Origin of the sequence: Rhodoferax sp. TS-BS-61-7 (genome assembly GCF_002943465.1) — a bacterium.
GTDB lineage: Bacteria > Pseudomonadota > Gammaproteobacteria > Burkholderiales > Burkholderiaceae_C > Allorhodoferax.
On the sequence record NZ_PTQY01000004.1, the window covers coordinates 229592 to 254366 of the forward strand.

The following is a 24775-nucleotide window of genomic DNA, read 5'->3' on the forward strand; positions in this document are numbered from 1 at the left end:
AGGGGCATTCAGAGAGTGGTTAAGGTGCGCATCGTACCCGCAAGGAAATGCAAGCAAAATAGGCCCCAGGAGACACCATGCCAAACCACGACCCATTACCCAACCCGCTCCACCACAGCAACCGCACGGGCGCATAGCGGCATGGGTACCGAGTGGGTCCATAGCGACCTGATGCACCAGATCGCGGCCGTGCTGTTTGGCCTGGCTTTGTTGCACACCTTTGGCGCCAAGTTTTTTGAAAGCCTGGCCCACCGCCATCCGCAGCACGCGGGCCTGTTCCATTTGCTGGGCGAGGTGGAGGTGGTGTTTGGCTTCTGGGCCTTTGTGCTGATTGCCTGCATGGCCCTGGTGGCGGGCAGTGGCCCGGCCATTGCCTATGCCGAGTCGCGCCAGTTCACCGAACCCCTGTTTGTGTGTGTGGTGATGGTGGTGGCAGCCTCACGCCCGGTGCTGGACGTGGTGGGTCGCAGCATGAATACGCTGGCCCGCCTGCTGCCACTGCCCCGGCCGCTGGCGCTGGCCTGGTTGGGCCTGGCGGCAGTGCCCTTGCTGGGGTCGCTGGTCACCGAGCCGGCCGCCATGACGCTGGCCGCACTCATGCTGGCGCCCCTGTTGTTCACCCCCGCCATGCCAGAGCGCCTGAAGTACGCGGCGCTGGGGGTGCTGTTTGTCAACATCTCTATCGGTGGCACGCTCACCGCCTACGCCGCACCGCCAGTACTGATGGTGGCAGCCACCTGGCAGTGGGACACCGCCTTCATGGCCAGCACGTTCGGCTGGAAGGCCGCGCTGGCGGTGCTGCTCAACGCGACGGTGATGGTGCTGCTACTGCGCAAGCCCCTGCGCGCCGCGCCGCCCGCAGCCCGCGCCGAGGAGGCCCCCATCCCCTGGGTGGTGAGCGCGGTGCATCTGGCCTTTCTGGCTGGTGTGGTGGTGCTGGCCCACCACCCGGTGCTGTTTCTGGGGCTGTTCCTCTTCTTTCTGGGCTACACCCAGGCCTATGCGCGCTTTCAGAGCCCGCTGATCCTCAAGGAGGGGCTACTGGTCGGTTTCTTTTTGGCCGGGCTGGTGGTGCTGGGTGGCATGCAGCAGTGGTGGCTGCAGCCGATTGTGGAGAGCCTGGCCCCCACCGCCTTGTTTTTTGGCGCCCTGGGGCTCACCGCGGTGACCGACAACGCGGCACTGACCTACCTGGGCTCACTGATCGTAGGCATCTCGGACCCGGCCAAGTACATGCTGGTGGCCGGTGCCGTGGCCGGTGGTGGCCTTACCGTGATTGCCAATGCCCCCAACCCCGCTGGCGTAGCGCTGCTGCGCGCGGGTTTTGAAGACCAGTCCATAGGCGCGGGCGGCTTGCTGCTCGGTGCCCTGCTTCCTACTGCGGTGGCTGCCGCCTTTTTTCTGCTTCTATGACCAACGACACCACCTTCGACTACATCATCATCGGCGCCGGCACGGCGGGCTGCCTGCTGGCCAACCGGCTCAGCGCCAACGCTTCCAAACGCGTGCTGCTGATCGAGGCTGGCCGCAAGGACGACTACCACTGGATCCATATTCCCGTGGGTTACCTGTACTGCATTGGTAACCCGCGCACCGACTGGTTGTTCAACACCGAGGCCGAGGCGGGCCTGAATGGCCGCAGCCTGCGTTACCCGCGTGGAAAAACGCTGGGCGGCAGCTCCAGCATCAACGGCATGATTTACATGCGCGGCCAGGCGCGCGACTACGACCAGTGGGCCCAGCTCACCGGTGATGCGAATTGGACCTGGGACAACAGCCTGCCCTACTTCAAGCTGCACGAAGACCACCACAAAGGCGCCGATGCCATACACGGCGCCAAGGGAACCGCCTCGCCGCTGTTGCACGACAGCGGCACCGACTACCGCAAGGTGCTGCGCCACCATCAGGCCGGCGGCGAATGGCGGGTTGAGAAACAACGCCTGCGCTGGGATGTGCTGGACGCCTTTGCCCAGGCCGCCACCCAGGCCGGTATTCCGGCCACCGACGACTTCAACCGCGGCAGCAACGAAGGCGTGGGTTACTTCGAGGTGAACCAGAAAGCCGGCTGGCGCTGGAACACGGCCAAGGCCTTTTTGCGCCCCATGTGTTACGCCCGCCCCAACTTTGAGCTGTGGACCAGTGCTCAGGTCGCCAAGCTGGTGGTAGAGCCGCAAGCCGAAGGTGCGGGCCTGCGCTGCACCGGTGTGCAGGTGTGGGACGGCCGCGAGATGGTGACCGCCACCGCCCGCGGTGAAGTGTTGCTGTGCGCGGGCGCCGTGGCCAGCCCCCAAATCCTGCAGCTCTCGGGCCTGGGCCCGGCCGAGTTGTTGCAGGCGCGGGGTGTGCCGGTGCTGCAAGACACCCCCGGTGTGGGCGCCAACCTGCAAGACCATTTGCAGATCCGCGCCGTCTTCAAGGTCAAGAACACCCCCACGCTCAACACCCAGGCCAACAGCCTCTGGGGCAAAGCCAAGATCGGGCTGGAATACGCCCTCAAACGCAGTGGCCCCATGAGCATGGCGCCCAGCCAGCTCGGCGCCTTCACCCGCAGCGACGCCAGCCAGCCCCACCCTAACTTGGAGTACCACGTGCAACCGCTGAGCCTGGACGCCTTTGGCCAGCCCCTGCACACCTTCAACGCCTTCACGGCCAGTGTGTGCAACCTCAACCCCACCAGCCGCGGCACGGTGCAGATCAAGACGGCAGACTTCAAAGACGCCCCGGCGATTGCGCCCAACTATCTGAGCACCGAGGCCGACCGCAAGATTGCCGCCGATTCGCTGCGCGTGACGCGCACCATCGTGGCGCAACCGGCGCTGGCCAAGTACCAGCCCGAGGAATACAAGCCAGGCACGCAGTTCCAGAGCGACGCCGAGTTGGCCCAGCTGGCGGGTGACATTGCCACCACCATCTTCCACCCGGTGGGCACGACCAAGATGGGCCGGGACGATGACGCCATGGCCGTGGTCAACAGCCGCCTGCAGGTGCGCGGCGTGGCCGGCCTGCGGGTGGTGGACGCGGGGGTGATGCCACTCATCACCAGCGGCAACACCAACTCCCCCACGCTGATGATTGCGGAGAAAGCTGCGCAGTGGATTGCGGAGGACGCAGCGCGTTGAGCGGTAGAGGGTTTGTCCTGATGCCGCTGCCCCCGCAGGGCGGATACATTGCATGGCAACGCAGACCTGACAGCAACTGCGAGGTCTGCCAAGACCAAGCTTGAAACGACGCCGAGGAGACGGCTAAAACCAACAACAAACCCTGCACACCACGATGCAGTTTTACAAAAGCACCGGTATCCCCGGTGCTTTTTTTATGCCTTTTTGGCCTCCAAGCCGCATGGAGTATGCGCAAACAGCTCCTGATTTCATAGTAAATAACCCCATTGAGCCGGATGCGACAATTCCCCCATGGAAATGTTTGTTGTCACGCTGGCCTCGCTGCTGGCCGGTTTTGTGGACGCGATTGTGGGCGGCGGCGGCCTGATTCTGACCCCCGCCCTGTTCGCCACCTTCCCCAACGCCCACCCGGCCACGCTGTTTGGCACGAACAAGGGCGCCTCGGTCTGGGGCACGGCCTTTGCCACCGTGCAGTACCAGCGCCGGGTGCAGATGCAGTGGCACGCCATTGCCCCCGCGGCCGCAGTATGTTTTCTGGCCTCGCTGGGGGGTGCCTGGTTGGTCACGGTGGTGTCGCCCCAGCACCTGCGCAAGGCCCTGCCCCTGGTGCTGGTGCTGGTACTGGCCTACACCCTGGTCAAAAAGGACCTAGGGCGGCACCACACGCCCCGGTTTGCGGGGCAACACGAAGCACTGGTCGCCTGTGCCATTGGCGCCACCATTGGTTTTTACGACGGGTTTTTTGGCCCCGGCACGGGCAGTTTTTTCGTGTTCCTGCTGGTGCGGGTGCTGGGCTACGATTTTCTCAACGCCTCGGCCAGCGCCAAGCTGCTCAACACCGCCTCCAACCTGGCGGCGCTGCTGCTGTTTGCCTACAAAGGCCATGTGTGGTGGCACTTTGTTGTGGCCATGGCGGTAGCCAATGTGCTGGGCAGCCTGGCCGGCACCCACATGGCGCTCAAACACGGCACGGGGTTTGTCCGTGGCATGTTCATCGTGGTGGTGTCGGCCCTGATTCTCAAGACCGGTTACGACGCGTTTGTGCGCGGCCTCTAGGCCGCGGGCTTAACGTGCTGGCGGCCAGGGCAGATCGGCCGCCACGCGGGGCCTGCCAATGGGCGCACCGGCCTGCCCTTTGCTCACGGCGGCCAAGTCTTCTTCGCTGGGGTACTGGCCCAGCAGCCAATAGTCAAACGCGCGGCGCGCAATCGGTGCGGCCGAGGCCGAACCAAACCCCGCGTTCTCCACAATCACGGCCAGCGCAATTTTGGGCGACTCCGCTGGCGCAAAGGCGACGTAGAGGGAGTGGTCGCGCTGGTGCTCTTCCATCGACGAGGCGTTGTACTTCTGGTTTTTACCCAGACTCACCGCCTGCGCAGTGCCGGTTTTGCCACCACTCACATACCCAGAACCCGCAAACACCCGCGTCCCGGTGCCCCCCTGCGTGACGCCGACCATGGCGTCACGGATGACCGCCACGTTCTCAGGCTTGTACCCCAGGTCTACCGGTGGCTCTGCGGGCACTGGCACGCGCACACGGGTGGTGGCGTCCTGGGTCGCAATCACCAGCTGTGGCTTGTGTTTCACCCCGTTGTTGGCCACGATGGCAACCGCCTGCGCCAACTGCAACATGGTGAAACTGTTGTAACCCTGGCCAATGCCCAGCGAGATCGTCTCTCCGGCGTACCACTTTTGTTGCTCGGGGCGCTTGTAGTAGCGGCGTTTCCATTCCTGGCTGGGCAACACGCCCCGCACTTCCCCATGGATGTCGATGCCGGTGTGCTGGCCAAAGCCCAGCGGCTTCATGAAGTCATGCATGGTGTCCACACCCAGCTCGTTGGCCAGCGAATAGAAGTACACGTTGCTGGACTCCACGATGGCGCGGCGCATGTCCATGATGCCGCCCTTCTCGTTCTCGGGGCTGCCAAAGCGGTTGCCACCAAACATGTAGAAGCCGGGGTCGTTGATGAGGGTCTGCGGCGTGCGCGTACCAGTCTCCAGCGCCGCCAAGGCCATGAAGGGTTTGTAGGTGGAGCCTGGCGGGTAGGTGCCACGCAGGGCGCGGTTGAGCAGCGGTTTGTCGATGGACTCGTTGAGCATCTGCCAGTTTTCCTGGTCAATGCCTTCGACAAACAGGTTGGAGTCAAACGTGGGTTTGCTCACAAAAGCCAGCACCTCACCGGTCTTGGGGTCCAGCGCCACCAGCGCCCCCCGGCGGCTGCCAAACATGTCCTCGATCAGTTTTTGCAGCTTGATGTCGATGGACAGCACCACCACATTGCCCGGCGTGGACGGGTTGCTGGCGAGTTTGCGCACCGCGCGCCCCCCGGCCGAGGTTTCGATGCGTTCCACCCCGGTCACGCCGTGCAGCATTTGCTCAAAACTCTGCTCCACACCCAGCTTGCCGATGTACTCGGTACCCCGGTAGTTGGCCTGGTCTTCGCTGTCCTCGATCTTCTCTTTCTCGGACTGGTTGATGCGCCCGATGTAGCCGATCACGTGGCTGGCCAGCTCACCATAGGGGTAGCTGCGGAACAGGCGGGCTTTGATCTCGACCCCCGGGAAGCGGAAGCGCTGCGCCGCAAAACGGGCCACCTCGGCGTCGGTCAGCCGGGTGCGGATCGGCAGGGACTCAAAGTTCTTGGACTCTTCCATGAGCTTCTTGAAACGGCGCCGGTCACGTGGCGTGATGTCGATCACGCTAGCCAGTTCGTCAATGGTCTTTTCCACCCCACCCGTCTTGGACGGTGTGACTTCCAGCGTGTAGGCCGAGTAGTTGGTGGCCAGCACCACACCGTTGCGGTCTTCGATCAGCCCCCGGTTGGGCACGATGGGCACGATGGACGTGCGGTTGCTCTCGGCCTGGGCGCGCAGATCGTCGTGGCGCACGATTTGCAAATACGCCAGGCGCAGGGCCAGCAACACAAAACAGCACAGCACCACCACACTGACCACAAACACACGGGTCCGAAAGCGGGCCAGGTCGGCCTGGACGTTGCGCAGCTCAGTCATGGTTTAGCTGCGATAGTCAAACCGGTCCGCCGCAGGGCCGCCCCAAGGCGAACCAGCCCCCTCGGAGGGGCAGTGCAGCACACGCAGTGGCAAGCGTGGGGGCCATATCACAACGGACGGTTGGCATCGGGATCGGGGGCGCGGCGCTGCGGGGCCAGCAACACAATGCTGGCCACGGGCCACAACGCAGCCTCTAGCACCGGCGCCAGCAGCACCCACCAGCCTGGAAACGTGCCGCCACCCAGCAGGCGCAGCAACAGCTCCAGGGCATGGGCCGCTACAAACAATGGAAACACCTGCGCGGCCTGCGAGGGCACGGTAAACCACAACAAACGGCGGTGCACAGTAATGGCCAGAAAACTCAACACCGTGTAGGCCATGGCATGTTGCCCCAGCAGGCCACCCTGGTGCACATCCATCAACAGGCCAAATACAAAGGCGGCCCCAATGCTCACGCGCAGCGGCTGGTGCACGGTCCAGAACACCAGCACCACGGCCAGCACATCGGGCGCCCAGGCCGCACGCCCCCACAAGCCCATGTTGTTGACCATATTAAGAAGCAGTGCCACCACCACGCTGCCCCAAATGAACAGGGGATTGGCGGGCAACAAAAGCTGCTGACCGGGACGCATGATCATCGCAAACCAGCTCCTTTGGGGGACGCCGCCAAGGCATCCGGCGCGGGCCGCGCAGGCATCTGGCTCGACAACGGATCCAGCACCAGCACATGGGTAGTGCCTGACACCATGGCCAGCGGCACACAGTAAATACGGGCAAACACCGCGTCCACTTGGCGCTCCACTTTTTCCACCCGCGCCACCGGTAAACCGGGCGGGTACACACCATCCACGCCGCTGGTGGTCAGCAGATCGCCCACGGCCACGTCGGCGTTGGCCGCCATGTAACGCAGCTCCAGCGCATCGGCATGGGTAGACGTATCACCAAAGGCCACACCGCGCGCACCCGTGCGTGCATTGAGCACCGGGATCGCATGGTCCCGGTCGGTGATCAGGGTGACCTCGCTCATGGCGGGGTAAACACGGGTGACCTGGCCGATGACGCCCATCTCATCCAGCACCGGTGAGCCCAGGGCCAGCTGGTGCATCAGCCCTTTGTTGATGACCACTTTGCGGGTGAAAGGGTCGGCCGCGTCGTACAACACCTGGGCGGCTTTGGCCGGTGCGGTGAGGCGGGGCGACAGGTCCAGCAGCTTGCGCAGGCGCAGGTTTTCCAGCTCCAGCTGCTCGACCTGGTTGGCCCGCAGGGATTGCAGGCTGAGTTTTTTACGCGCCTCTTCCTGGGCCGACTCGGCGGAGGCTACGGTGGTGAAGTAGGTGGTGGTGGTTTGCACCAGCAGCACAGGCTGCAAGGCCAGCCACTGCACCGGGTACAGCGCGGTGGCCAGTACCACGCGCAGGGGCTGCATCATCTTGAAGCGGGAATCGGCCACCATGAGAAACAGCGCCAAGGCGCTGCAGACGGCCAACTTGGACAGGGCCGAGGGGCCCTGGCGGAAGAAGGGGGGAGGATCTCTGTCCAGCGTACCGAGTGGCATCGCTGTGTCCGGTGCTGCTTATTCGCTCGTGAAAATGGAACCCAGGCGCTCCATCTGCTCCAGCGCAATGCCGCAACCACGCACCACACAGGTGAGCGGGTCTTCGGCCACCAGCACGGGCAAGCCGGTTTCTTCGGCCAGCAGGCGGTCCAGGTCACGCAACAGCGCGCCACCACCGGTGAGCATCATGCCGCGGTCGGCAATGTCGGCGCCCAGTTCGGGCGGGGTTTGTTCCAGCGCGTTTTTCACGGCCGACACGATGTTGTTCAGCGGGTCGGTCAGCGCTTCCAGGATTTCGTTGCTTGATATCGTGAAGCTGCGGGGCACGCCTTCGGACAGGTTGCGGCCGCGCACTTCCATTTCCTTGACTTCGGAACCGGGGAAGGCCGAGCCGATTTGTTTCTTGATGGCTTCGGCGGTGGGTTCACCAATCAACATGCCGTAGTTGCGGCGGATGTAGTTGATGATGGCTTCGTCGAACTTGTCGCCACCGACGCGGACCGAGCCCTTGTAGACCATGCCGCCCAGGGAAATGACTCCGACCTCGGTGGTACCACCACCAATGTCCACCACCATGGAGCCAGACGCTTCGGACACCGGCAGGCCGGCACCGATGGCAGCCGCCATGGGTTCTTCAATCAGGTACACATCGCTGGCACCTGCGCCCAGGGCCGATTCGCGGATCGCGCGGCGCTCCACCTGGGTGGAGCCGCAGGGCACACAAATGATGATGCGGGGGCTGGGCTTCAAGACGCCACGGGGCAGCACCATTTTGATGAACTGCTTGAGCATCTGCTCGGTCACCGTGAAGTCGGCGATCACGCCGTCTTTCATGGGGCGGATGGCTTCGATGTTGCCGGGCACCTTGCCCAACATGGCCTTGGCCTCTTTGCCGACCGCCTGGATGGTTTTTTTGCCCTGTGGGCCACCTTCGTGGCGAATCGCCACCACTGAGGGTTCATTCAGAACGATGCCCTGTCCGCGCGCCACAATCAGGGTGTTGGCGGTACCCAAGTCAATCGCCAGGTCGGTGGAAAAGTACCGACGGAAAGCTCCAAGCATTACGTATCCTCTCGGGCACGGAGGGCGCTTCGGCCGTCCGTCGCCATGGTTTTAGCAGTTCAAACGTGTAAGTTTGGCGTCAAATACCGCGTATCCACGGTACTTTTACCAAAGGCAGGATAATACCCCATCGCCTGTGAATAACTCGTGCAAAAGCCTGCGGCCAGACACGATTTACCCTTGGTTTCAACTCTTCTACACCCATGTCCCTGACATCTTCCGACATCGCCCGCATTGCCAATTTGGCGCGCCTGGAACTGGCGCCCGCCGAAACCGCGCGCCTGCAGACCCAAATGAACGACTTTTTCAGCATTGTGGAAACCATGCGGGCCGTCGACACCACCGGACTGGAGCCCTTGTCCCATCCTGTGGCAGCCATCCAGGACATCGTGCTGCGCCTGCGCGAGGACGTAGTGAGTGAGCCCAACCAGCGGCAGGCCAACCAACAAAGCGCCCCCGCGGTCGAACGTGGCCTGTTCCTGGTTCCCAAAGTCATCGAATAAGAAGATAGCCCGTATGTCGACTCCCCTTTCCCAAACCGCCCTGCATGACCTGTCTGTGCGGGAGCTTGCCCAGGCCCTGCGCGACAAGCAGCTCAGCGCGGTCGAAGCTGCCGAGTATTTTCTGCAGCGCGGCCAGGCCCATGCCGAACTTGGCGCCTTTGTCGCCACCGACACCGCCGCCACGCTGGCCCAGGCCCGTGCGGCCGACGCCCGCATTGCCACAGGCAGCGCAGGCGCACTCGAAGGCGTGCCCATCGCACACAAAGATATTTTTGTGACGCGCGACTTCGCCACCACGGCTGGTTCGCGCATGCTCAAAGGCTACCGCTCGCCATTTGACGCCACGGTGGTGGACAAGCTGGCACAGGCCGGCGCCGTCACGCTGGGCAAGCTCAACTGCGACGAGTTCGCGATGGGCTCCAGCAACGAAAACTCGGCCACTGCGCCCGTGGGCAGCGACAGCGTGCAGCCCGTGCGCAACCCCTGGAACACCACACGTATTCCCGGCGGGTCCTCGGGTGGCAGCGCCGCCGCTGTGGCGGCCCGCTTGGCACCTGCCGCCACGGGCACCGACACCGGGGGGTCGATTCGCCAACCCGCTGCGTTTTGCGGCGTCACCGGGATCAAGCCCACGTATGGCCGCGCTTCGCGTTACGGCATGGTGGCCTTTGCCTCCAGCCTGGACCAAGCCGGCCCCATGGCCCGCAGCGCCGAAGACTGCGCCCTGCTGCTCTCGGCCATGTGTGGTCCCGACCCGGACCGCGACTCGACCTCGCTCGACGTACCCGCAGAAAACTTTGCGCTCAAACTCAACGACTCCATCGAAGGCCTGCGCATTGGTGTACCCCAAGAGTTTTTTGGCGAAGGCCTGAGCGCCGATGTGCGCGCCAGTGTGGACGCTGCACTCAAGCAGTACGAAGCCCTGGGCGCCAAACTCGTACCCATCACACTGCCGCGCACCGAGCTGTCGATTCCGGTGTACTACATCATTGCGCCCGCCGAGGCATCGAGCAACCTGAGCCGCTTTGACGGCGTCAAGTTTGGCCACCGCGCCAAGGAGTATGGTGACCTGGCCGACATGTACAAGAAGACCCGCGCCGAAGGTTTCGGCGACGAGGTGAAACGCCGCATCATGATTGGCACCTATGTGCTGAGTCATGGCTACTACGACGCCTACTATCTGCAGGCACAAAAAATCCGCAGAATGATTGCCGACGACTTCCAGAACGCCTTCAAGGACTGCGATGTGATTGCCGGCCCTGTGGCCCCCACCGTGGCGTGGAAGATTGGTGAGAAATCCGACGACCCCGTGGCCAATTACCTGGCCGACATCTTCACGCTGTCCGGCTCATTAGCCGGTCTACCGGGCATGAGCATCCCTGTCGGTTTTGCCAAGGCCGAGGCCGACAAGGGCATGCCCATTGGCATGCAGCTGCTGGGCAACTACTGCCAGGAGGCGCGCCTGCTCAATGCCGCGCACCGCTTCCAGCAAGCGACCGACTACCACCTGGCCAAGCCCGCAGGATTCTGACCATGAGCGAGACCGTGAATACATTTGAAGCACAACAACAGGGCCGCCCTACCGGCCCGCTGGTGCACGGCTACGAAGTCATCATCGGCTTTGAAACCCACGCCCAGCTCTCCACCCAGTCGAAAATCTTTTCGCGCGCCAGCACGGCCTTTGGTGCCGAGCCCAACACCCAGGCATGCGCGGTGGACCTGGCCTTGCCTGGCACGCTGCCCGTGATGAACAAGGGCGCGGTCGAACGCGCCATCCAGTTCGGCCTGGCGATTGGTGCGCACATTGCGCCGCGCAGCATCTTTGCGCGCAAGAACTACTTCTATCCCGACCTGCCAAAGGGTTACCAGATCAGCCAGTTCGAAATCCCCGTGGTGCAGGGTGGCGCGGTCGAGTTTTTCCTGGGTGACGAAAAGAAGGCGGTGCGCCTGGTGCGTGCCCACCTCGAAGAAGACGCGGGCAAATCGCTGCACGAAGACTTCATTGGCCAAAGCGGCATCGACCTGAATCGCGCCGGTACGCCGCTGCTCGAAATCGTGACCGAGCCCGATATGCGCTCCAGCGCAGAGGCTGTGGCCTACGCCAAGGAACTGCACAAGATCGTGACCTGGATCGGCATCTGCGACGGCAACATGCAGGAAGGCTCGTTCCGCTGCGATGCCAACGTGTCGGTGCGCAAGCCGGGCAGCCCCTTAGGCACACGGCGCGAGATCAAGAACCTGAACAGCTTCAAGTTCATGCAGCAGGCTATCGACTACGAGGTGCGCTGGCAGATCGAGCAGATTGAAGACGGCCACGCGATCCAACAAGCCACCGTGTTGTTCAACCCTGACACGGGCGAGACGCGCGCCATGCGCACCAAAGAAGATGCGGCCGACTACCGTTACTTCCCCGATCCGGACTTGCCACCGCTATACATTTCAGAGCAGTGGGTGCAGGACGTACGTGGGCAAATGGCCGAATTGCCACGCAATATGGCGGCACGCTTCCAATCCGACTATGGCCTGAGCGACTATGACGCCACGCAGCTCACGCAGAGCCTGGCGCTGTCGTCCTATTTCGAGGCTGCGGCCAAGGCCAGTGGCCAGGCCAAGTTGGCCAGCAACTGGATCACCGGTGAGCTGGCACGCCGACTCAATGGCCAGGACTTGTCCCTTGAACAGTCCCCAGTGTCAGCGCCAACGCTGGCGCAGCTGGTCACGCGCATCAGCGACGGCACCATCTCCAACAGCGCCGCCAAGCAGGTGTTCGATGCGCTGTGGGATGGCGCTACCGATGTCGATGCCATCATTGAATCCAAAGGCCTCAAACAAATGAACGACACCGGCGCGCTCGAAGCCATCGTGCAGCAGGTGATCGACAAGAACGAGAAAAACGTGGCCGAGTTCAAGGCGGGCAATGACAAGGCGCTCAACGCGCTGGTCGGCCAGATCATGAAAGCCAGCCAGGGCAAGGCGAACCCACAGCAGGTGAACGACCTGCTGCGCAGCAAGCTGGCTTGACACGCCACGCCCCCGTAAAAAAGGCCTCTTGCGAGGCCTTTTTTACTTGCCGGCAGGGGCCATCTGGGCCCACAGCTGGCGCAAGCGCACCAGTTCGTCGTCAAAACGCGCGTTCAGGCGGCGCGCCTCAGCCTCTTGCTCTGCAATGAAGCGCTTTTGTACGCTCTGGCTCTGGGTGTTTTCTTCGAACTGGCGGCGCACATACGCAGGTGCCTTGGTCGGGTCCTTCTTGTAGAACTCCATCTCTTCGTCGATGGCCACGCGCTGGCGAGTGAGCTCAGTCAGGCGTGTGGTGGCGGCTTTGGCAACGGCCTCAATTTGGGCCAGCGCCTCCGCACGCTCCTGGTCATGCACCCCTTTGTTTGGGTAACGGGTCAGCAAAGCCCGGTCCCGACGCTTTTCTTCGGCCGCGCGACCGCGCTCCTCGGCTTCGCGTTTTTCCTTTTGCTCCAGCTCCAGTTTCTCCTGGGCGGTCAGCGAAGGCCCCACTTTGGCACGCACGGTGCCACTCGGGTTCAAAACCTTTTGTTCGCGGTCAATACATTCCACGATGGGGCGGTCTGCCGTAAGTTTGCGCCCTTTTGCATCGATGCAGGTGTACACCCCACCCGCCAAGGGTTGGCTCTGGGCCCAGACCGACGAACCTGCCACGGCGACAACGGTCGCTGCGGCCAAGCAGTGATAAATCCTCATGCGTCTCCTTCATCGACACCGTATCGCTGGCGGTAGGCCAGCACGCGCTGGTGGTCTGCATCCGAACCGGAAGCATTGCGTGCCGCCAGATACTGCATCAAATCGCCGAGCTTCGCAATTGCACAAACCTGCAGGCCCAGTTGACCGCGCACATACTGCACGGCGCTGTAAGGCACATCCTGGCCATTTTCAGTGGCTTTTTCCTGCCGATCCAAGGCAATGCATACGGCATGAGGCGTCGCGCCCGCGGCGCGGATGATGGCAATCGACTCGCGCGCGGCCGTGCCAGCCGACATCACATCGTCAATCACCAGGACACGGCCTTTCAGCGGCGCCCCTACCAGGGTGCCGCCTTCACCGTGGTCTTTGGCTTCCTTTCGGTTGTAGGCAAAAGGCACGTTGCGCCCGCGCCGCGCCAGCTCAATGGCCACGGCCGCCCCCAGAGGAATGCCTTTGTAGGCCGGGCCAAACACCATGTCGAATTCAATGCCGCTGGCCAGCAAGCGCTGGGCATAAAATTCAGCGAGACGCCCCAGTTTGGCCCCATCGTCAAACAGGCCAGCGTTGAAAAAATAGGGGCTCATGCGGCCGGCTTTGGTTTTGAACTCGCCAAAACGCAGTACCCCGCATTCCACAGCAAATTGCACAAATTCCAGGGCCAATGGGTCACGGTCCGACATGGGGGTTTCCTTGTTCAAATTAAGCAGTCTCAATCTCAACGGCATTCGCTCCGCCACCAGCAAAGGGCTGGAGGCCTGGCTTGCCACAACGCGGCCCGATTGTATTTGCGTGCAGGAAGTCAAAGCGCAAGCCGCTGATGTCGCTGGCAAATTTGAGTCCTTGAGCGGCCTCCAAGGGCATTTTCACTATGCAGAGAAAAAAGGCTACTCTGGCGTGGCGGTCTACACCCGCCATGAACCCAGCGATGTGGTGGTGGGCTACCAATCCCCCGAATTTGACGCCGAAGGCCGGTACGTTGAATTACGGTTTGACACTCCCCAGCGCAAGCTCTCCCTGATCAGCGCGTACTTCCCCAGTGGGTCGTCCGGCGAAGAACGCCAGCAGGCCAAGTTCCGCTTTCTGGATGAGTTTTACCCTCACCTGCAGGCACTGCGCAGCGAGCGCGAATTCATCTTGTGCAGTGACGTGAACATTGCCCACCAGGAAATCGACCTGAAGAACTGGAAAGGCAACAAGAAAAACTCCGGCTTTCTACCCGAAGAGCGCGCCTGGATGGGCAAGCTCTTGACCGACGGCGGCTTGGTGGACGTGTACCGCCAGCTGGAGCCCACCGCCACCGACGAGTGCTACACATGGTGGAGCAACCGCGGCCAAGCCTACGCCAAGAACGTGGGCTGGCGGCTGGACTACCATCTGGCAACCCCCGCCTTGGCGACGCTGGCCCGAAGCCCGCAGATTTACAAGACAGAGAAATTCTCGGATCACGCGCCCATCACGCTGGACTACGATTTTTCACTTTAAAAACCTGCAAGCACAAACACAAAGAGCCCTCGAAGGGCTCTTTGTGTTTGACTGATCCCGAAAGTGTCAGACTTGATGTTTGCGGCGACGGGCCACACCACCCAACAAAGCCAGGCCAGCAAGCAGCATGGCGTAGGTTTCAGGCTCGGGCACCGGTGTAGTGATCGCTACCTTGATTACCATGTCATCAAAGTCGCCGTCACGTCCTTTGTCGTTGAACAACAGCAAAGCACTCTTGGAGTCGTTAGCCATTACTAAGCCAATTGAATGGCTGCCGTTGGCAAACAGGTTCCAGCCGAGGTTGGAATTGAATGCAAACTTCAGGGTGCCACCGGCTACGGATGCCAGCGAGAAGGACGTCCCCATGGGCGAGCCGTTGTTAGTGAGGGCCCCTGCTGCCAAGGGCGAGATTGTGTACGCGCCAAAGGCGTTGTTGAATGCAGCCTCCTCGCCCAAAAAGGTGTAAGTCAGGTCGGCTGTACCGCTCAGGGACAAAGTCGCACCTTGTTGCATGCTGTCCAAGTTGTAAGCGCTGTAGTCACCCGCCAGCAGTGTCGGGTTAAAGGTACCGGGCAAACCGGCCAAGCTTGTCGTACTGCCACCGGCGAATGTCAGCGTAGCTGCCATGGCTGCCGGACTAGCCAACCCCGCCAGCAGTGCGACGGCAGCAGCCGCTTTTGCAATGAACTTCATACGTTCCCCAGAATTTGTAAGTAGTTGTGATTTTCAAGGGATGCTGCACCTGCAGCAATAGTCCAAAGGACCTAAGGTCTTGCCTTGCGGGCCCGTTCGTAGAGCGGCAGCACCTGGGGCAAATTCGCCTCGATCTGGGCAATCCGAGCATTGCCCGAGGGGTGGGTGGACAGCCATTCCGGCGGAGCACCCTTGTTGGCAACCCCCATTTTTTGCCACAGGCTCACTGCGGCGCGGGGGTTGAAGCCGGCGCGGGCCGCTAGCTCCATGCCCACCAAATCTGCCTCGGACTCGTCTTCGCGGCCAAACTTCAGGGTCAGCAGCTGTGCGCCGTACTGCGTCACAGTCTGACCGATGTCACCCATGCCCAGGACTTGGCTCAACAGACTAGCCCCCAGGCCGGTAGCGGCATTTTTGCCCATGCGTTCGCGCGCGTGTTCGCGCAAGGCATGGGCAATTTCGTGTCCCATGACCATCGCCACTTCGTCATCGGTGAGTTTCAGTTCATGAAGAATGCCGGTGTAGAACGCGATTTTCCCGCCGGGCATGCAAAAGGCGTTGATTTGCTTGGCGCCTATCAGGTTGACCTCCCACTTCCAGCCCTTTGCGCGCTCATTCCAGACGTTGGCAAACGGGATGATCTTGGTGGCAATCGCTCTCAAACGCCGTACTTGCGGGTCATCTGCGCCTGCCAATGCATTCTGGGCCCGAGCCTGGGACAGCATCTGCGCATATTGCTGCGCTGCGCCCTGCTCCACCTTGTCGGCAGGCACCAACTTGCTAAAAGCCGAGTTTCCACCCACGTTCACACCATCGCGCGTCTGCGCCCCCGCGGCGCATGCAACGCCCAATGACAGGACTAGGCCCAGCATGGCCCCGGAGAGATGGTGAAAAGTGCGCAAGGTCATGGCCGCTATTATTCCTGCATGTCTGTGCCACGTCCCACACCCTCTACACCAGCGCCAACAAGCTGGCTCGCGACCCTCAAGGTATATGCCGAACCCGCCTCGTTGCGCATGCTGGCCCTGGGCTTCTCGGCCGGCCTGCCCTTGCTGCTGGTGTTTGGCACGCTGAGCTTTTGGTTGCGCGAGGCCGGTGTGGACCGCACCACCATCGGTTTTCTGAGCTGGGTGGGGCTGGCCTACGGCTTCAAGTGGGTGTGGTCGCCGCTGGTGGACCGGTTGCCCATTCCCGTGCTGACGCGGCTGCTGGGCCGGCGGCGCAGTTGGTTACTGTTGTCACAAACCGTGATCATGGCCGCACTGGTCATGATGGCGCTGACCGACCCCACGCTGGCGCTGGCCCCCATGGTGTACTGCGCCGTGGCCGTGGCCTTTGGCTCCGCCACGCAGGACATTGCGCTGGACGCCTTCCGCATCGAATCCGCCGACACCGAGCACCAAGCCGCATTGGCCGCCACCTACCAGGCGGGCTACCGTCTGGCCATGATCTGGGCCGGTGCCGGGGCCTTGTGGATTGCCGCCCGTGCCGAGGTGCCCAACGCCGCGCTCTACCAATACGGTGCCTGGCGCACCGCCTACCTGGTGATGGCCGCCAGCATGTTGCCCGGCGTGCTGACCGTGCTGCTCTCCCGCGAACCCGTGCGCCAGGCACTGGCCCCGGCCCGCAATGCGGCCGAGTGGCTGCAAGGCGCGTTGGTTGCCCCCTTCACCGACTTTGTGGGGCGCTACCGCTGGCACGCGGCGCTGATCCTGGCGCTGATTGCCACCTACCGCATCAGCGACGTGGTGATGGGCATCATGGCCAACCCGTTTTACGTAGACCTGGGCTTTAGCAAGGACGAGGTGGCCGCCGTCAGCAAAGCGTTTGGCATTGTCATGACGCTGCTGGGCGCCTTCATCGGCGGGGTGATGGCCCTGCGCCTGGGCGTGATGCGGGTACTGATGCTGGGCGCCGTGCTCAGCGCGGGCAGCAACCTGCTGTTTGCCTGGCTGGCCACACGCGGCCACGATCTGAGCGCGCTGGTGTTTGTCATCTCGGCCGACAACCTCTCCAGCGGCATCGCCAGCGCGGCCTTCATCGCCTACCTGTCCTCGCTCACCAACGTCCAGTACTCGGCCACCCAGTACGCGCTGTTCAGCTCCATGATGCTGCTGTTGCCCAAGTTTCTGGCCGGATTCTCGGGGCAGTTTGTGGACCACTTTGGTTACCCCAACTTTTTCACCGCCACCGCCTGCTTGGGCGCGCCCGTGCTGCTGCTGGTGTGGCTGGCTTCACGCATCAAAATGGCACCTAGCCCCCGTTAATACTGCGCAAACAGCTATTATTTTAATAGCGTTATTTACCTAACTTTACCGGACCGACAAGCAGCCGGTATACGTCCGCAGTGGTGTGGCGATAGACTGCGACCATGCGCCAACACCTGCTCATGATCGAAGACGACGCCCGCCTCGCCACCATGGTGGCCGAGTACCTGGAGCAATCGGGATTTGCTGTCAGCCACTGCGGCGACGGCCTCAGTGGCCTGGGCCACCTGACCCAGCCCCCCGCCGGCGCCGTGCCCGAGCTGGTCATTCTGGACCTGATGCTGCCCGACATCGACGGCCTGGAAGTGTGCCGCCGCATCCGCTCCCTGCCCGCACCTGCCTCCAGCGTGCCGGTGCTCATGCTCACCGCCAAGGGCGACGCCATGGACCGCATCATTGGCCTGGAACTGGGTGCCGACGACTACCTGCCCAAACCCTTTGAACCCCGCGAGCTGCTGGCCCGCGTGCGCGCCATCCTGCGCCGCAAGGTGGAGAACGCAGCCCCCAGCGGCAAGGCACTGCGTTTTGGCAGCCTGGAGATTGACCGCGACGCGCGCACCGTCACCGTATCCGGCGTCGCCTGCGAACTCACGTCCTACCAGTTTGACCTGCTGGTGGCACTGGCCGAACGCGCCGGGCGTGTGCTCACGCGCGACCAGATCATGGAAGCCGTGCGCGGCCGCGAGCTCGAAGCCTTTGACCGCTCCATCGACGTGCACATGGGCCGCATCCGCGCCGCCATCGAGGTCGACGCCAAAGACCCCAAACGCATCCTCACGGTGCGTGGCGTAGGGTATGTGTTTGCCCGGCAACAAGACTAAGCCTGGTTTTCTCTCCCATGTTTTTCAAGCAGTTGTATGTGCGTATCTGGCTGGCCGTGGTGCTGGCTGTGGCCGTGCTCACCCTGCTGGTGGGTTGGGCCTGGCGCCTGACCACGGAGCCGCCACTGCGCGAAGTGGTGGTGCGCAATGAAGCGGGAGAAGTGATTGGCAACGGGCACGCGCGGCTGCGCCGCCCCCTGCAACGCGGGGACTACCCGCCCATGCTGCGCAGTGACACACCCGGCCCTGCCGGAGACCCGCCGCCAACGCCGCCCGACATGGACGCCCCGCCTGACGACGATATGCCGGGCCGCTTTGGCCGCGGCCCCGAGTTTCTGGTGCGCATGCAGGATGGTCAGACGGTCCATATGCACCTGCCACGTCCGCCAGCGTCCAGCTGGAAGGCCCCGTTTGGCTTCTTCTGGACCCTGGGGCTGGTAGGCATTGCCGTGGCACTGGCCACCTACCCGATTGTTCGCCGCCTGACCCGACGCCTGGAAACCCTGCGCCAGGGCGTGGAACGCTGGGGCGATGGGGACCTGGGTGCACGCGTAGCCTTGGGGGGGGATGACGAGGTGGGTTTTCTGGCCACCCGCTTTAACCACGCGGCCCAACAGGTGCAAAGCCTGGTGCAGTCCCACGAAGCCCTGCTGGCCTCACAAAAATCCTTACTGGCCAATGCCTCCCACGAGCTGCGCTCGCCTCTCGCGCGCATCCGCATGGGCATGGAACTGATGGGCAGCAGCCCCAGCCCCACGTTCAAGGCCGAGATCGCCCGCAACATCAGCGAGCTGGACCAGTTGATTGAAGAAATTTTGCTGGCCAGCCGCCTGGACGCCAAAGACGCCGACATGGGCACCGTGGAATCGGTAGACCTGGTGGGCCTGGCGGCAGAGGAATGCGCACGCACCCAGGCCAACCTGGACACCACCACCGCCACACTGGCCGTGCCCGGCATCACCAAGCTGCTGCGCCGCGCCGTGCGCAACCTGCTGGAAAACGCACGCCGCTACGGCGCCGGTGAAGTCACGCTGGTGCTGGGCCAGGACAACACCCACGCCACCCTCCAGGTGTGTGACCGCGGCCCCGGCGTACCCGAGGCTTTGCAAAACCGGATTTTTGAACCGTTTTACCGCTTGCCCGGGGCGTCCGAGCGCGAGGGCGGTGTGGGTCTGGGCTTGGCGCTGGTCAAATCCATCACCCAGCGCCATGGCGGCACCGTGACCTGCCGCAACCGGCCCGACGGTGGCGCGTGTTTTGAGATTCGCCTGCCGCTGCAGGCGCCCGCCAGCCCGCGCTAAGGCCGGTGGCTCAGGACGCGGCCTTTAAAAACAGGTCGCGGTCCGGGGCAAAGTTTTCATGCAGCGGTAAGAGGGCACCGCCCAGCGCACGCGCGTCCGACCCGATGCTGCCCGCAATCACGGTGGCGGGCCACAGGCCTTCCCAGTTGTAACGGCGCAGGGCCAAACCGGTTTCCTCAATCAAGCGCTGCAACATGCCGCGCGAAAACGAGCCGTCAATCACCACCGCATCAATGTCCAGAAACGCCGTGCCGCTCACCACACACTGGGCCAGGCCGAGTGCGGCGCTGCTGATCCAGGCATCGGTGTGCACGGCAAACGGCGCGGACATGGCGCGGTCGTCATACGCGGCGCTGGGGTCCAGGCCCTCGGCCTGGTAACGCTGCTCCAGCTCCCACAAGGAAGCATGGGCAATCAGCTGCTCAGGCATGCTGCCGGGAGCCGCCACCTGCAGGGGCAAGGAGGCCACGGCGCCCGCATTGCCGTGGATGCCACCGTGCAGGTGCGAGTTGAGCACCAGCCCGCCGCCCACAAAGGTGTCCACGAACAAATACAGAAAACTCTTGAGATCGCGCCCGCGGCCGGCCACCAATTCGGCCACACAGGCGGCCGAGGTGTCTTTGGCAAAACTCACCGGCGCGTCGGTCATGGCCTGCACCTGCGCGCACAGGTCAATATGGTTCCACTGGTCTGACACCGCTTCGGACAGGCCCAGCATCTTGTGCCAACCACCCAGGTTGAACGGTGCGGCCACGCCCACGCCTACCAGGCGCGGCGCCAACGCACCCAGGCCGTCCTGGATGGCACGCATGCGGGTTTGCACCACGGGCAGCAAAGCGTCAGCGTCGGGGAAATCGTAGGCCAGCGTCTCGCGCACACGCACCTTACCGGTGAAGTCCACCAGCAGCCAGTCGGCACTGCGCCGGCCAATCTTGATGCCCAGCGCAAACGCGCCATCCGGGTTCAGCGCCATGGGCACCGAGGGCTGGCCAATGCGGCCACGCACCCGCTCCTGTTTGATCAGCAGACCATCGTCTTCCAGGCGGGTGGTGATGAGGCCAATGGTCTGGGCAGTGAGGCCGGTGAGGCGCGCCAGGTCGGCTTTGGGCAGGCTGCCATTGAGGCGGATGGCGTGCAACACCACCCGTTCGTTGAACTGGCGCATGCCCACATGGTTGGAGCCCCGCGGCCGCAGGACCGGAGGGGAAGCAGCCACCGCCGTGTCGGGGCGGGTGGCAGGTGCGTTGTCAGCAAGGTTCATGGTGGGGCGATTTTGACCCATGAAGCGCCCCACCCGCCAAAACTTTTTGGCGCGCAGGGGTGATTCAGGCCAGCGCCGACGCGGGCAGATCCTCAACGACTTTGGCCCCTGTCATCACCGCCACGGTGTCACTCATGCTGATGGTTTTGGGGTTGACGACGCAGGCCCGTTTGCCCAGGCGCTGGATGTGGATGCGGTCCGCAATCTCAAACACATGCGGCATGTTGTGGCTGATCAAGATGACCGGTAGCCCCTTGTCGCGCACGCGGCGGATCAGCTCCAGCACCATATTGCCCTCTTTCACACCTAGCGCGGCAGTGGGCTCGTCCATGATCACCACGTGCTGGGCAAACGCCGCTGCACGCGCCACCGCCACACACTGGCGCTGGCCGCCCGAGAGCGTTTCCACCGCCTGCGTCATGGAGCGGATGCCGACCTTGAGGTCGTTCATACGCGAGATCGCCTCGTCCAGCATGCGCTTCTTGTCCAGCGAGCGGAACACACTGCCCAGCACGCCGGGGCGGCGCAGCTCGCGGCCCAGAAACAGGTTTTCGGCAATCGACATGGCGGGGGCCACGGCCAGGTCCTGGTAGACGGTTTCGATGCCATGGCGGCGCGCATCAATGGGCGAGCGGAAATGCACGGCCTGGCCGTCCAGCTCCATCGTGCCTTCGTCGGGCACCACAGCGCCCGACAGGGCCTTGATCAGGCTGGACTTTCCAGCGCCGTTGTCACCAATCACGGCCAGAATTTCACCGGCGCGCAGCTCGAAATCCACACCGTCCAATGCGGTCACACCGCCGTAACGTTTGACCAGGCCCGAGGCCTTGAGAATGATCTGGGGCGTGGCCATTAGCGGGCTCCCTTGCGTGAGAGTTGGTCTGCGGCCACCGCAAGGATGACCAAAATGCCGGTGATCAGGGTCTGGTAGACCGAGGCCACGTCCATCAGCGTGAGGCCGTTGCGGAACACACCCACAATGACGGCGCCCACCAAGGAACCCAAAATGATGCCGCGGCCACCAAACAGCGAAGTGCCGCCCAGCACCACGGCGGTGATGGCATCCAGGTTTTCGGTCTGCCCCGCTTGTGGGTCACCCACCCCGGTGCGTGCCACCGACAACAGGGCGGCGATGCCATACAGCACGCCGGCCAGCACATAGACGCCCAGCAGCACACGCTCGACGGAAATACCACTCAGGCGCACGGCCTCGGGGTTGTTGCCCACGGCGTACACATGGCGACCTGCCGCGGTGTCCCGCAACAAATGCCAAGCCAGCAGGTACATGCCCAGCATGACCACGGTACCCCAGGCCACGGATGTGCCACCCAGTGAAAAGGTATTCCCCAGCACCGTCATGCTCTCGGGCAGGTTGCCCACGGTTTGGGCTTCGGAGTAAATCTGGGTGATCGCAAACGCAATGTTCATGGTGCCCAGCGTCACGATGAAAGAAGGCAGCTTGACCCGGGTCACCAGCAGGCCGTTGAGCAGGCCAAACGCCGCCGTCACCAGGATGCCGCACAAGATACCCAGCACGGGTGGCATGCCAAGGTCCATGGTGAACTTGGTCATCACGATGCCGCCGAGCGCCATCACCATGCCGCAGGACAGGTCAATGCCGGCGGTCAGGATGATCAGGGTCTGGCCGATGGCCAGCAGGCCGACCACCATGACCTGCTGCAGCACCAGGGAGAGGTTTTCGCCAGTCAAAAAGCGGTCGGATTGCGTGGCAAAAAACACGCAGGCCGCCAGCAAGGCCAGCCAGGGCCCGAGCAAGGCCCATGGAATAGGTTTGGAAGAATTCGTTGCCATAGGGGCTTACCAGTTGGCGCGCTTCAGCGCAAATGAGAGAGGGAACAAGGGCCCGGCACTGTGGGTAACAGCCGCCGGGCCCCGGGCACTCACAGGGCGCGAGCCCGTGTCAGCTTACTTTTTGCCCCAGCACAGGTCGGTACCGGTCTTGACGTCTTTGCTGTCCACGCCAGCCACTGCTTTGCCGGCAATCAGGGTCACGCCGGTGTCCACATAGCCCGAAGCCTTTTTGCCGCCCTTGGCGTAATCCACACCGGCGGCCACACCCATGGCGGCCATCTTCAGAGGGTATTGCTGCGAGGTGGCGGCAATCACGCCCTTGCCCACGTCGGCCACACCGGCGCAACCGCCGTCCACCGACACGATCAACACGCCCTTCTCTTTACCGGCTTTCTTCAGTGCGTTGTACGCACCGGCCGCTGCGGGTTCGTTGATGGTGTAGACCACGTTGATGGCGGGGTCCTTTTGCAGGCAGTTTTCCATGGCGGTCTGGCCCTTGGCCTGGTTGCCATCGGTGTCGGCCGCGCACACGGTTTCTGCAGTCTTGGAGAGTTCGTTGGACTTGGCGTCATTCGCTTGCAGGCCAAAACCCTTCATAAAACCGTTGTGGCGCTGCGCACCCACGGGGTGGCCGGGGAACAGGTCCAACATGGCGATCTTGGCGGGCTTGCCACCCAGGGCGGCCTTGGCGTACTGGCCAATCAACTCACCGGCCTTGTAGTTGTCGGTGGCAAACAGGGCGTCGGCGCCTTCAAACGGGCTGTCCAGCGCAATCACTTGCACGCCTTTTTCCTGGGCTTTCTTCACGGCGGGCAGGATGGCGTCGCCGGACGAGGTGATCAGGATGGTCTTGGCGCCACGGGCGGTCATGTTTTCGATGGCGGCGATTTGCGAAGCGGTGTCGCCGTCTTTCTTGCCAGAGGCGCTCATCAGCTTGGCACCCAGTTTTTTGGCTTCGGCTTCGGCGCCTTCCTTCATCTTCACGAAGAAGGGGTTGGTTTCGGTTTTGGTGATCAGGCCAATGACGGGCTCACCGGCAGCGAAGGCCGACGATGCGGCCAGGGCCAATGCGGACAGGATCAGGGGGGTGGACTTCTTCATCAGGTATCTCCTCGGTCTGTGCGACCTTTTTCTGGCTGGATGGTCAGGGGAACGGGCCCCCGGGAAATTACGCTCTCTCACGGCGTGGCTGGACTATAGTTCCATTCATTTACTTAAATCAAGTTACTTTAATTATGGAAAACCCTAATCCACCGGTACTTTTTTTATCCCCCGTCGATACCCAGCAGCGCATAGCCGCCCTGCTCGCCACCGGGCAGCGCAAGCTGCTGGGCATCGTGGCGCCGCCGGGGGCCGGCAAGTCCACGCTGGCCCAGGCGCTGCAGACGCAGTACCCCGGCCAGAGCCAGTACCTGCCCATGGACGGTTTCCATTTGGCCCAGACCGAACTGGAACGCCTGGGCCGCGCCCAGCGCAAGGGCGCGCCCGACACCTTTGACAGTGCCGGTTTCATCGCCCTGCTGCAACGCATCCGCCAGCAAACCGCGGGCGAAACGGTCTATGCGCCCGACTTCAACCGCGCGCTCGAAGAGCCGATTGCCGGCGCCATCCCCATCACACCCGGCATCCCACTGGTCATTACCGAGGGCAACTACCTGCTGCTGGAAGACGATGGCTGGGCCGGCGCCCGCGCGTTGCTGGACGAGGTCTGGTACCTGGACGTGGACCCCGCGCTGCGCCACAGCCGCCTGCTGGCGCGCCACATGTTGTTTGGCCGTACACGCGAAGAGGCGCTGCAGTGGATGGCACAGACCGATGAACCCAACGCACGGCGTATTGAGGCCAGCCGGCACCGGGCGGATGGGGTGGTGACAGGGTGAAATGGAAATTTGGGCGCCCTGGCGGCCCCAAAAATGACGACGCAGGTCAAAAACCCCCATTTATTTGCAAAAAAGACTGCAAATTCACCCGAATGGGGGATACCGCTTTTGCCGGCCAAGGCAGAAAATTCATCCCAGCTGCTGTCACAGTTCACAAGGATCGAAGCGAAACCAGCCAAATAGGTTTCCTTCAACAGGTTCCAACGACGTCCCTTCGGGGACTTTACAAAGCCACCTTCGGGTGGCTTTTTTTTTCGGACCTATGGGTGGGCACAGTTTGATGCCAAATTGGC

General features: G+C 62.9%; 23 protein-coding genes. 11 read left to right on the plus strand and 12 right to left on the minus strand.

Translation table 11 applies throughout. The features are described from left to right. The first annotated feature begins 141 nt into the window (after positions 1 to 141). The 3 genes from C5F53_RS12735 (at position 142) to C5F53_RS12745 (ending at position 4175) form a co-directional block, all read left to right on the plus strand. A complete protein-coding gene (locus C5F53_RS12735) occupies positions 142 to 1413 on the plus strand; it encodes a putative Na+/H+ antiporter (RefSeq protein WP_236635362.1) in 1272 nt (423 codons plus the stop codon). Continuing rightward, the gene (locus tag C5F53_RS12740) at positions 1410 to 3119 is read left to right on the plus strand and encodes a GMC family oxidoreductase (protein ID WP_105261742.1); all 1710 of its coding nucleotides are present in this window, start codon (positions 1410 to 1412) and stop codon (positions 3117 to 3119) included. Before C5F53_RS12735 ends, C5F53_RS12740 begins: the two co-directional genes overlap by 4 nt. A gap of 291 nt (positions 3120 to 3410) precedes the next feature. After that, the gene (locus tag C5F53_RS12745; RefSeq protein ID WP_105261743.1) at positions 3411 to 4175 is read left to right on the plus strand and encodes a TSUP family transporter; all 765 of its coding nucleotides are present in this window, start codon (positions 3411 to 3413) and stop codon (positions 4173 to 4175) included. Between the two features lie 9 nt (positions 4176 to 4184). On the opposite strand, the gene mrdA is transcribed toward C5F53_RS12745, so the two are convergent. The 4 genes from mrdA to C5F53_RS12765 all read right to left on the minus strand — a co-directional run bounded on the left by mrdA (position 4185) and on the right by C5F53_RS12765 (position 8748). Beyond that, positions 4185 to 6131 (minus strand): penicillin-binding protein 2, encoded by a 1947-nt coding sequence (gene mrdA, locus C5F53_RS12750; RefSeq protein WP_105261744.1) that lies wholly within the window; start codon positions 6129 to 6131, stop codon positions 4185 to 4187. A 107-nt stretch (positions 6132 to 6238) separates the two neighbouring features. After that, on the minus strand, positions 6239 to 6769 hold the full coding sequence (mreD, locus tag C5F53_RS12755) for a rod shape-determining protein MreD (RefSeq protein WP_105261745.1): 531 nt from the start codon (positions 6767 to 6769) through the stop codon (positions 6239 to 6241). Further along, the gene (gene mreC / locus C5F53_RS12760; RefSeq protein ID WP_105261746.1) at positions 6766 to 7686 is read right to left on the minus strand and encodes a rod shape-determining protein MreC; all 921 of its coding nucleotides are present in this window, start codon (positions 7684 to 7686) and stop codon (positions 6766 to 6768) included. The genes mreD and mreC overlap by 4 nt, the downstream gene beginning before the upstream one ends. 18 nt (positions 7687 to 7704) lie before the next feature. Further along, a complete protein-coding gene (locus C5F53_RS12765; protein WP_105261747.1) occupies positions 7705 to 8748 on the minus strand; it encodes a rod shape-determining protein in 1044 nt (347 codons plus the stop codon). A 203-nt stretch (positions 8749 to 8951) separates the two neighbouring features. Between C5F53_RS12765 and gatC the strand changes: the two genes are divergently transcribed. From gatC to gatB, 3 genes are read left to right on the plus strand one after another with little or no spacing between them, the layout of a single operon-like run. After that, positions 8952 to 9251 carry an Asp-tRNA(Asn)/Glu-tRNA(Gln) amidotransferase subunit GatC gene (gene gatC, locus C5F53_RS12770; RefSeq protein ID WP_105261748.1) on the plus strand — a complete coding sequence of 100 codons (300 nt, stop codon included), beginning with the start codon at positions 8952 to 8954 and terminating at the stop codon, positions 9249 to 9251. A gap of 13 nt (positions 9252 to 9264) precedes the next feature. Beyond that, entirely contained in the window at positions 9265 to 10782 is a 1518-nt protein-coding gene (gatA, locus tag C5F53_RS12775; RefSeq protein ID WP_105261749.1) for an Asp-tRNA(Asn)/Glu-tRNA(Gln) amidotransferase subunit GatA, read from the plus strand. A 2-nt stretch (positions 10783 to 10784) separates the two neighbouring features. Next, positions 10785 to 12272 (plus strand): Asp-tRNA(Asn)/Glu-tRNA(Gln) amidotransferase subunit GatB, encoded by a 1488-nt coding sequence (gatB, locus tag C5F53_RS12780; RefSeq protein WP_105261750.1) that lies wholly within the window; start codon positions 10785 to 10787, stop codon positions 12270 to 12272. Positions 12273 to 12314: 42 nt separating this feature from the next. Here the strand turns inward: gatB and C5F53_RS12785 are convergent, their stop codons facing one another. Further along, positions 12315 to 12965 carry a DUF4124 domain-containing protein gene (locus C5F53_RS12785; protein ID WP_105261751.1) on the minus strand — a complete coding sequence of 217 codons (651 nt, stop codon included), beginning with the start codon at positions 12963 to 12965 and terminating at the stop codon, positions 12315 to 12317. Continuing rightward, complete coding sequence (pyrE, locus tag C5F53_RS12790; RefSeq protein ID WP_236635363.1) at positions 12962 to 13645, minus strand: orotate phosphoribosyltransferase; 684 nt, start codon at positions 13643 to 13645, stop codon at positions 12962 to 12964. Before pyrE ends, C5F53_RS12785 begins: the two co-directional genes overlap by 4 nt. 10 nt (positions 13646 to 13655) lie before the next feature. Here pyrE and C5F53_RS12795 point away from each other — a divergent pair, with 10 nt between their 5' ends. Then, on the plus strand, positions 13656 to 14447 hold the full coding sequence (locus C5F53_RS12795; protein ID WP_105261941.1) for an exodeoxyribonuclease III: 792 nt from the start codon (positions 13656 to 13658) through the stop codon (positions 14445 to 14447). Between the two features lie 66 nt (positions 14448 to 14513). Here C5F53_RS12795 and C5F53_RS20560 read toward each other — a convergent pair whose 3' ends face one another. After that, on the minus strand, positions 14514 to 15140 hold the full coding sequence (locus C5F53_RS20560) for a PEP-CTERM sorting domain-containing protein (protein WP_236635364.1): 627 nt from the start codon (positions 15138 to 15140) through the stop codon (positions 14514 to 14516). A 71-nt stretch (positions 15141 to 15211) separates the two neighbouring features. Next, entirely contained in the window at positions 15212 to 16048 is an 837-nt protein-coding gene (locus C5F53_RS12805) for a M48 family metallopeptidase (protein WP_105261752.1), read from the minus strand. Between the two features lie 18 nt (positions 16049 to 16066). Here C5F53_RS12805 and C5F53_RS12810 point away from each other — a divergent pair, with 18 nt between their 5' ends. From C5F53_RS12810 to C5F53_RS12820, 3 genes are all read left to right on the plus strand, one after another. Next, a complete protein-coding gene (locus tag C5F53_RS12810; protein WP_105261753.1) occupies positions 16067 to 17407 on the plus strand; it encodes an MFS transporter in 1341 nt (446 codons plus the stop codon). Between the two features lie 104 nt (positions 17408 to 17511). Then, entirely contained in the window at positions 17512 to 18228 is a 717-nt protein-coding gene (locus tag C5F53_RS12815; RefSeq protein ID WP_105261754.1) for a response regulator transcription factor, read from the plus strand. A gap of 17 nt (positions 18229 to 18245) precedes the next feature. Next, entirely contained in the window at positions 18246 to 19529 is a 1284-nt protein-coding gene (locus tag C5F53_RS12820; protein WP_105261755.1) for a HAMP domain-containing sensor histidine kinase, read from the plus strand. 10 nt (positions 19530 to 19539) lie between these two features. Here C5F53_RS12820 and C5F53_RS12825 read toward each other — a convergent pair whose 3' ends face one another. The 4 genes from C5F53_RS12825 to C5F53_RS12840 form a co-directional block, all read right to left on the minus strand. Further along, positions 19540 to 20790 carry an ROK family transcriptional regulator gene (locus C5F53_RS12825; RefSeq protein WP_105261756.1) on the minus strand — a complete coding sequence of 417 codons (1251 nt, stop codon included), beginning with the start codon at positions 20788 to 20790 and terminating at the stop codon, positions 19540 to 19542. Between the two features lie 64 nt (positions 20791 to 20854). After that, entirely contained in the window at positions 20855 to 21643 is a 789-nt protein-coding gene (locus tag C5F53_RS12830; RefSeq protein ID WP_105261757.1) for an ATP-binding cassette domain-containing protein, read from the minus strand. Beyond that, on the minus strand, positions 21643 to 22602 hold the full coding sequence (locus C5F53_RS12835; RefSeq protein ID WP_105261758.1) for an ABC transporter permease: 960 nt from the start codon (positions 22600 to 22602) through the stop codon (positions 21643 to 21645). The genes C5F53_RS12830 and C5F53_RS12835 overlap by 1 nt, the downstream gene beginning before the upstream one ends. 114 nt (positions 22603 to 22716) lie before the next feature. Beyond that, complete coding sequence (locus tag C5F53_RS12840) at positions 22717 to 23703, minus strand: sugar ABC transporter substrate-binding protein (RefSeq protein WP_105261759.1); 987 nt, start codon at positions 23701 to 23703, stop codon at positions 22717 to 22719. A 134-nt stretch (positions 23704 to 23837) separates the two neighbouring features. Here C5F53_RS12840 and C5F53_RS12845 point away from each other — a divergent pair, with 134 nt between their 5' ends. Next, positions 23838 to 24482, plus strand: a complete 645-nt coding sequence (locus C5F53_RS12845; RefSeq protein ID WP_105261760.1) for a nucleoside/nucleotide kinase family protein — start codon at positions 23838 to 23840, stop codon at positions 24480 to 24482. Positions 24483 to 24775: the final 293 nt, after the last annotated feature.